Below are 8,405 nucleotides of genomic sequence, written 5' to 3'. Positions count from 1 at the left end.
CCGCCGTGTGCCGTGAGACCGATGACCCCTCGAGCGCCGAGCGCGAGATCGAGTTCATGGTCCGGGTCGGCTTGTAGCCCGGGGTACGGTGTTCCGGAGGCACACCGCGCCTGCGCACGCGGGCTGCGGTAACCTCCCGGTATGATCTCGGCTCCGTTGACCGTGCAGGCCCGCGTCCTCGGCCATGAGCTCGCCGTGGACGGCCTGCCGTCGAGGGGCGATGCGCGAATCCCCTTCGCGCTGCTGCTCGCCTCCTTCGCCGTGCTGGGCACCACGGTGCTCGGCTTCAACCGCAGCCCGGGGCAGATCCTCACCACCGTCCTCGCGGCGGCGGGGCTGGATGTCCTCCTCCACCTGCTCCTGAAGCGGCGGCTGCTCTTCCCGCTCTCCGCGGTCATCTCCTCGCTGTCGCTGGCGCTGCTGCTCAACTACGCGCACGACCCGCTGCTGATGCTGGTGCCGGTGTTCCTCGCCGTGGCCTCCAAGCACCTGCTCACCGTCGAGGGCCGTCACGTCATCAACCCCTCGCTCTTCGGCGTGGCCACCACGCTGCTCTTCTTCGGGGACCTCATCACCAGCTCGCCCGCCTACCAGTGGGGCGGCAGCGGCGTCATGTCCGGGGTCATCATCCTCACGGCGCTGCTGCTCTTCCTCTTCCGAGTGGAGCGCCACGCGCTCGTCCTCTCCTTCCTCGGCTTCTACTTCCTGTTCCTCCTGCTGCGTGCGTGGCTGGTGCGCCACCACACCCCGCCCGAGGTGCTCATCGTCGGCAGCCTCACCACGCCTCCGTTCTACCTGTTCACGTTCTTCATGATGACCGACCCGCGCACCTCGCCTCCCACGGTGCGCGGGCAGGTGCTCGCGGCCTTCCTCGTCGCGTTCCTCGATCTGCTCTTCCACGCCGGCCAGAGCCTCTTCACGTTCTTCTACGCGGCCTTCACCGTGCAGTCCGGTCGCTTCCTGCTACAGCACGCCCGGCGGCTGCGCTCCCAGGGGCTGGCGGTCTGGGCGCGCGGTACCTTCGACCTGGGCCTCGCGCGCCGTGTCGCCGTGGCCGCGCTGCTGGTCGTCCCCGCGGTCCTGGCCTGGCGCCTCGTGCTCAGGCCCGCGGCGGAGGAGGCGCGCGCCACGTTCCAGCTCACGGAGGTCGCCCAGGCGGACGCGGGCATCCGCCTCCCCCACGACGGGAGCCTGCTGACGCAGCTGGACCCGCGCCTGGCACACGTCGCCAAGTGGATCCTCAGCGTCGGCGCGGCGGTGGCCACCGGCGACATCGACCGGGATGGCCGGAGCGACCTGCTCTTCATCTCGCCCCTCGCCGCCGAGGGCCACCGCGTGGCCCTGTTCCGCAACGCCTCCGAGCCGGGACACCTGCGCTTCGAGCGCATCCCGCTGCCCACCGAGCCCATCGATCGCGACGCGACGAAGAACGGCTTCGCCGGCATGGGGCTGTTCTTCGACAGCGACAACGATGGGGACCTCGACATCCTCCTGCCCGTGGCGTTCGGGCCGCCGCGCCTGCTGCTGAACCGGCTGACCGAGGAAGGAACGCCAGGCTTCACCGATGCCACGGAGGGCTCGGGCCTGGAGTCACTCTACGTCACGGGCTACGCCAGCACGGTGGTCGATCTGGACGCGGACGGGCGGCTGGACGTGCTCATCCGCTCGACCGTGCGCCGGGAAGACGACGCGGGCCGCAGGATCAACGTCTTCCACCTGCCCCAGCCCGAGTACGAGGGCGACCGACGCATGTTCGCCTTCCTGCACAGCTCCTGGCACAAGGCCGACAACGGAGGGCCCACGGAGGTGCTGCGCAACCTCGGAGGAGGCCGCTTCGAGCGGCTCGACGCCCGAGCGCTCGGCCTCACCGCCACCCACTGGACGCTGGCGCTCTCGGCGGCCGACCTCGACGGGGACGGAGATGAGGACCTCTACTTCGCCAACGACTTCGGGCCGGATGATCTGTACCTGAACACCGGCAGCCCGACGGAGCCGCGCTTCACGCACGTGGAGGGGCGCTTCTTCGGAGAGATCGGCCGAGACACCTACAAGGGCATGAACAGCACCGCGTTCGACCTCACCGGGGACGGGCGGTTGGACCTCTACGTGTCGAACGCCCATGTGCCCATCCTGGCCGAGGGCTCCCTGCTGTGGGTGAACGGCGGCGTGGATCCCGACACGGGACAGGTGCGCTTCACCGACGAGGCCAGCCGGCGCGGCCTGCTGAACGAGAACCACTTCGGCTGGGGCGCTGGCATCGGCGACCTGGACGACGATGGCTTCCCGGACGTCGTCCAGGGGAACGGCTATCTCGATGACCGCTTCGAGACGGGCACGGGCCGCGTGAGCGAGCGCTGCCCCTCCTTCTGGTACACCCACCACAAGTTCGCGCAGTCCGGGCCCGACATCCACACGTACGCGGACGCGTGGGCCGACCTGCGCGGCTACTGCATCTTCGAGAACGAGCGACGCCGCGTGTTCCTCAACCGGGGCCCGGAGGCCCGGCCCCAGTTCGTCGATGCGCGCGACCCGGTGGGCCTGCGCTCCGGAGAGAACACCCGAGGCGTGGCGCTCGTCGACCTGGATGGAGATGGGAGGCTGGACGTCGCGATGGCGAACCAGCTCGGACCGCCCTCCCTCTTCCTCAACATGCCCGAGGAGAGTCGCCAGAACGCCTGGGTGGCGGTGGATCTCATCGGAGACGGCAAGCGGTGCAACCGGGAGGCGCTGGGCAGCCAGGTGCGCCTCACCTCACCCGATGGCCGGCGGCAGGTGCAGCAGAAACAGGCCGTCACGGGGCTCGCGGCCCAGGGAGACCGCCGCCTGCACTTCGGCCTGGGGACCCTCGCCCCAGGCGCCACGGTGGAGGTGGAGGTGCAGTGGTGCGGCACCCGGGGCCCCTCCTCCCGGTACACGCTCCCGCCGGGACAGGTTCACCGGCTCGAGATGCCTACCGAGAGTGTCGGAGCCCTCCTCCGCCCCTGAGCAGCACCAAGCTCAGCGCCGCGTGTCGTCGAACACTCCCCGCCGGGCCTGGTCCCGCTCGATGGAGCGGAAGAGCGCGGAGAAGTTCCCCTCCCCGAAGGAGAGGTGGTTCTTGCGCTGGATGATCTCGATGAAGATGGGCCCGATGATGTTCTTGGTGAAGATCTGCAGCAGGTACCCTTCCTCGTCGCCATCCACGAGCACCTGGCGGCGGCGGATCTCCTCGCGGTCCTCGGTCACCTGCGGCACGCGCTGGAAGACCTCGCGGTAGTAGTCGTCATCCATGTCGAGCATCTCGATGCCGGTGCCCTCCAGGGCGCGCAGCGAGCCGAGGATGTCGTTGGTGAGGAACGCCAGGTGCTGGACGCCCGGCCCCTTGTACTCCTCGAGGTACTCGTTGATCTGGCTCTTCTTCTCGTCCGCCTCGTTGATGGGGATGCAGAAGGTGCCGCAGGGCGAGCGCAGCGCGTACGAGGTGAGCCCCGTCTTGACGCCGCGGATGTCGAAGTAACGGACCTCGGTGAAGCCGAAGAGGTCCTTGTAGAAGGAGGCCCACCGCCCCATCGTCCCCTTCTCCACGTTGTTGGTCAGGTGGTCCAGGTGCGTGAAGCCCTTGGAGGGCACGCGCACGGGCTCCGGGTGGGCCACGAAGCCGAGCCGCTCCCACTTGTTCGCATCCGTGGCGCCGTCCACCAGATAGATGAGGCTGTCGCCGATTCCGTAGACCGCCGGCACCGGCTTGCCATCGCGGAAGAACAGGTCTCCCTCGCCCCGCGAGCGGGCCCCACGCGCCACCGCCGCCTCCAGCGCCTTGCGGCCGTCATGCACGCGCCAGCCCATGGCGCAGATGGAGGGGCCATGCAGGGAGGCGAAGCCCGAGGCGAACGAGGCACTCCCCCGGTTGAGCAGCAGCCGGATCTCTCCCTGCTCGTACAGATCGATGCGGCGGGCCGGGTGATGCAGGGTTCGCGAGAAGCCGAACGCCTGGAAGAGGCGATCGAGCCGCTCCGGCTCGGGCGAAACGAACTCGATGAAGTCGATGCCTTGCAGGCCAACAGGGTTGAGGCTCATTCGTAGGGTCTCCTGATGCGAAAGGACAGAGCGTCAGCGCTTCGGCTGCCAGCTCTTCCAGTAGTCCGTGAGCTCCGCGGGGCCGATGGCCGACTGCGCGCGGAGCGGGCGTCGCGTGTCGAGCATCACCGCCACCTCCTCGGTGCGGGTGGCGTTCGCGGCGCGCGCTTCTGCCCCCGCCTGGGGGCCGTGGTGGATGCCCTGAGGGTGGAAGGTGAGCATCCCGGGCGCGATGCCCTCGCGGCTGAAGAACTGGCCGCTGTGGTAGAAGAGCACCTCGTCGAAGTCGATGTTGGAGTGGAAGAAGGGCACCTTCATCGCGCGCGGGTCCCCGTTCTCCAGCGGGCGCGGGAGGAAGGTGCAGATCACCGCGTTGCGCATGACGAAGGTGGTGTGGGCCGAGGGCGGCAGGTGGTAGCGCTCGGACACCACCGGGCGGATGTCGCGCACGTTGAGCTGCAGCGGCGCCAGCGTTCCCTTCCAGCCCACCACGTCCAGCGGGCAGTACGGGTAGAAGATCTGGGTCACCTCGCCCTCGCGCAGCACCTGCAGCTCCCACTCGCCCTCGGCGTTCGCATCGAGCGAGGAGCCCTCCTCTGGCGAGGGGACGCGAATCACCGCGGGATCGAACAGCGCGTGCTGGCCGAGCATCCCCTTCTCCGGGAAGCCCACCTCGCTGAAGGCCTCCACCACCAGGACCTGGGTGGGGGACGTGGGCGCCAGGCGGTGGGCCGTGCCGCGCGGCAGCACCACGTAGTCCCCCGGCTCATAGGAGAGCGGGCCGAAGTCCGTCTCCAGCCTCCCCGCGCCGGCGTGGATGAAGAGCACCTCGTCCGCGTCCGCGTTGCGGAAGAGGTAGGGCATGGGCGAGGAGAGGGTGGCGTAGGACAGGCGCACATCGTCGTTGGCCAGCAGGGCCCGGCGCGCGGCGACCCAGTCTCCGCCCGTGTCGCCGGGCAGGCGCCGCAAGTCATAGGCGCGGGGACGCAGCGGGCCTTCGATGCGCGTCCAGCCCACGGGCGGGTTGCGGCGATAGAGGTGGGCGTAGCGGCCGAAGAAGCCGTTGCGCGCGTACTCCTCCTCCACCGTCCCTTCCGGGAGCCCTACATGCGCCTGAGCCGCCACCCGGCCACGAACGTACGGGATGTCCATACCTCGCCAAGCTAGGGATGGGCCTGGACGGAAGAAAGCACAAAGCACTGCCAGAGACTGTCAGTCCCATGCACAATCTCCCTCATGAACGTCACGCTGGAGCAGGCCCGGGCCCTCGACGCGCTCGCCCGACAGGGCACGTTCGCGGCCGCGGCGAAGGCGCTGCACAAGGGGCACACCGCGGTGCTCTACGCGCTGCGCACGCTGGAGGAGCAGACCGAGCTGGTGCTGCTGGACCGGCGCGGCTACCGGACCCGACTGACGCCAGCGGGCGAGCGGGTGCTCGAGCACTGCCGCAAGCTGCTGGAGGCCGAGCGGGAGCTGGAGGCCGCGTGCGCGGAGATCCGCGCGGGCTGGGAGCCCACCTTGCGCATCATCTTCGACGGCATCTTCCCCGCCGAGCCGCTGCTGCGCGTGGTGAAGCAGCTCCGAGCCGAAGGCGCTGGCACCCGCTTCCACGTCTCGGCGGAGTTCCTGGCCGGTGTCGAGGCGGCGTTCACGCGGGACGAGGCGGACCTGATGGTCTCGGTCCTCCCCCCCACCCTGCCGGACCTGCGCTCCTACCGGCTGGCGGACCTGAAGGCGGTCCTGGTGGCCCACCGCTCCCACCCGCTGGCGACACAGCGCGGTCCGCTGAAGGACGAGGAGCTGGCCCGACACCTGCTGCTCACGGTGCGCGGCTCGGATCCCCGCCTGCAGCTCAGCACGGGAGCGCTGGAGGGACGCTCCACGGTGCACCTCAACGACTTCGCCGCCAAGAAGGCGGCCATCCTCGAGGGGCTGGGCTACGGGTGGCTGCCGGAGCACCTGATGAAGCGCGAGCTGCGCCGGGGTGAGCTCAAGGCGCTGAAGCTCGCATCCGGCGCCACCCACCTCTTCCACCCATCCCTGCACCACCGGGCGGGTGTGCGCCTGGGCCGGGCGGCCAGCCGCGTCGTGCAGGCGCTCACGGGCGTGGAGCTTCCTACCCCTCCGTGACCAGCAGCTCGATGGCCTTCAGGAGCTCCGGATCGCGCCCCGCGGCGAAGTCCTCGGCGGTGGGCTGCACCTCCACGTCGGGGACGATCCCCACGCCATGCAGTGGGGAGCGATCCGGGAACAGCACCTCCATCCCCGTGAAGACGAACGTGACGCCTCCCGGCAGCCACAGCCGGGTGATGTTGCCGTTGGTCCCCACGCTGCGGCGGCCGACCACGCGCACCCTCTTGGCGCCCACGAGCATCATCGAGAGGTTCTCCGCCGCGGACACGGCTCCCGGCCCCGTGAGCAACACGATGGGCTGTTCGAACAAGAGCCTCGAGTCGGGAGTCAGCGAGTACTGGTCCTCCGTCATCTCCAGATGGTCCGGCCCACTCCAGTGCGGGACGCGGAAGAAGGGACTCTTGAAGGCCTGTGGGATGAGGTGCCGCAGGGCATGGTAGGGATCGACGCCCGGGTAGCCGCGCATGTCCAGGATCAGCCCCCTGGCGCCAACGGCCTCCTGGACGCTCTGACGGAACACCTCCAGATCCGAGAGCACCGAGTCCGCCAGGTTGATGTAGGCGATCCCTGGCACGCCCAGGTCGGTGAGCCTCCCCGCCCGTCGAGCCGAGGGAGCTGAGCCGAACTCCGTTCGGGACGCCAGCGAGGAGGGCGACACCAGCACGGAGGAGGTGGAGCCATCGAGCGCACGGACTCCAAACTGCGTGGGCCCATCGAGCCAGGTCAGCCGCTGCAGGGCCCGGGAGAGCTGGGCACCCGGGTGGGAACCGGACGTCCGGGGGACTTCTTCCGCAAGCCACTCGGCCACCGGGCGCCCGTTGATGCTCACCAGGGTGTCGCCCGGCTTCACCTGCGGGACCGCGGAGCGCCGGACCACCACCTCTCCCCCGACACTCTCTGGGACGACGAGGAAGTAGCCAGCGTAGATGCTCTCCCGGAGGCCCACGGAGACGTGTCCATCGTGGAGGACCTCGCCAAAGCGCTGGAGCACGTGGCCGAGCCGCCTCCAGTCCATCGGCCCGGCATCCACCTCGGCGAGGCTCTGGCGCAGCCGCTCGTCGATGCCGTCTCCCACGACGTGGAAGTAGGGGAAGAACCGCCGCAGGGCGCTATGGGCGATGAGGAGGTCGGCACGCGCGACACCGGGCGAGGCCTCCATGGGAGGCGTGGGTGAGTCGGAGCCACTCCTCCCAGTCAGGGCGGGGCGGGTGACCTTGGCGTCGCGTGCCACGGCCGGGGCAGTGCCCAGGTTCGCCAGCTCGCCGAGGAGCGCCTCCAGGCTGTCTCCGAGCGGGCGATCCGCGGCGATGACATCTGGCAGCGTGCCCCGATCGTCCACGAGCACCTCGGTCCGGATGGCGAGCCCCCTCGTCCCCACCGGAGCCCAGCGGTACTCCGCCACCGCCGTGGGGAGGGACTCGCCGAAGATCCAGGCCCGCTGCGCCAGTCGGAGATCCACGGCGAACCGGGCGGCGACGGGCGCCAGGGTGGAGCCGGTGAGCAGCGCCACGGGCAGCTCCCTCTTCCCCGCGGGCTCGAAGGGCGGAGAGACCCGCTTCACGAGATCATTGGAGTAAACGCCGGCCCGGACCGCGCGCTCGTCCGTCATGCCCTGGTGCGCCCGGACTCGGGTGGCAACGCGAGGGACGGGCTGGGTGCTCGCCACGGCGATGGCCCGGGCCAGGGCCTGCTCCAGCAGCGGATCCGCCGGGAGTCCTCGGAGATCGATGGCCACGGCCTGGACGGAGTCCGGCAGGACGAGCTCCCCCGTACCGGGGTGGATGACCGCGACGCCGCCGACCTGCTCCACCCGTGCGACGGGCAGCGGCCGCGGCACAGCGTCGAGGGCACAGACCGGCTGCAATTGCTCGGCATACGAGACCGCCGCCGCGTCCCAGTCGACGGTGTCGCCTATCAGCGCGAGGGCCAGCGCCTGATCCACCTCGGCGTAGCTGGACCCCACTCCGAAGAAGCGCATCAGCGCATGGGCCTCGGACATCGCGACAGGACCGGGAGTCGCCCCCACGGGCCCCGCGGCCACGCGCTCGCACCAGTCCTCCGCCGGGCCGTCCGGCGTGGGCACCGGAGCCGGCCCCGGAGCAGCCTCCTCAGAGCAGGCCGTCGCGGCCAGGAGGACAATCCCTACCAGGAGTGAAGCCACCCGTGACGCGCGGTCCCCACGCGTCCCCGCCCTCACCAGTTGAGTACCCATCATC

At 70.1% G+C, this 8,405-nt stretch carries 5 protein-coding genes; 2 read left to right on the top strand and 3 right to left on the bottom strand.

Annotated elements, in window-relative coordinates:
• Window positions 1-141: 141 nt before the first annotated feature.
• Window positions 142-2,985, top strand: coding sequence for a CRTAC1 family protein (locus KY572_RS31850; protein ID WP_224247403.1), 2,844 nt, complete (start codon window positions 142-144; stop codon window positions 2,983-2,985).
• Between the two features lie 12 nt (window positions 2,986-2,997).
• Here the strand turns inward: KY572_RS31850 and hppD are convergent, their stop codons facing one another.
• Both hppD and KY572_RS31840 read right to left on the bottom strand, forming a co-directional pair.
• Window positions 2,998-4,056, bottom strand: a complete 1,059-nt coding sequence (hppD, locus tag KY572_RS31845) for a 4-hydroxyphenylpyruvate dioxygenase (RefSeq protein ID WP_224247402.1) — start codon at window positions 4,054-4,056, stop codon at window positions 2,998-3,000.
• A 33-nt stretch (window positions 4,057-4,089) separates the two neighbouring features.
• Complete coding sequence (locus KY572_RS31840) at window positions 4,090-5,208, bottom strand: homogentisate 1,2-dioxygenase (RefSeq protein WP_224247401.1); 1,119 nt, start codon at window positions 5,206-5,208, stop codon at window positions 4,090-4,092.
• Between the two features lie 84 nt (window positions 5,209-5,292).
• Between KY572_RS31840 and KY572_RS31835 the strand changes: the two genes are divergently transcribed.
• Complete coding sequence (locus KY572_RS31835) at window positions 5,293-6,186, top strand: LysR family transcriptional regulator (RefSeq protein ID WP_224247400.1); 894 nt, start codon at window positions 5,293-5,295, stop codon at window positions 6,184-6,186.
• Here the strand turns inward: KY572_RS31835 and KY572_RS31830 are convergent.
• Window positions 6,173-8,404, bottom strand: coding sequence for a S41 family peptidase (locus tag KY572_RS31830; protein WP_224247399.1), 2,232 nt, complete (start codon window positions 8,402-8,404; stop codon window positions 6,173-6,175). The two genes, KY572_RS31835 and KY572_RS31830, sit on opposite strands and share 14 nt — an antisense overlap.
• Between the last annotated feature and the right edge of the window lies 1 nt (window position 8,405).

The sequence above is a fragment of the Hyalangium gracile genome, from assembly GCF_020103725.1.
In the GTDB taxonomy this organism is placed as follows: domain Bacteria; phylum Myxococcota; class Myxococcia; order Myxococcales; family Myxococcaceae; genus Hyalangium; species Hyalangium gracile.
The sequence above is the reverse complement of the archived record's forward strand: the minus strand, read 5'-3'. Positions and strand labels throughout refer to the sequence as shown.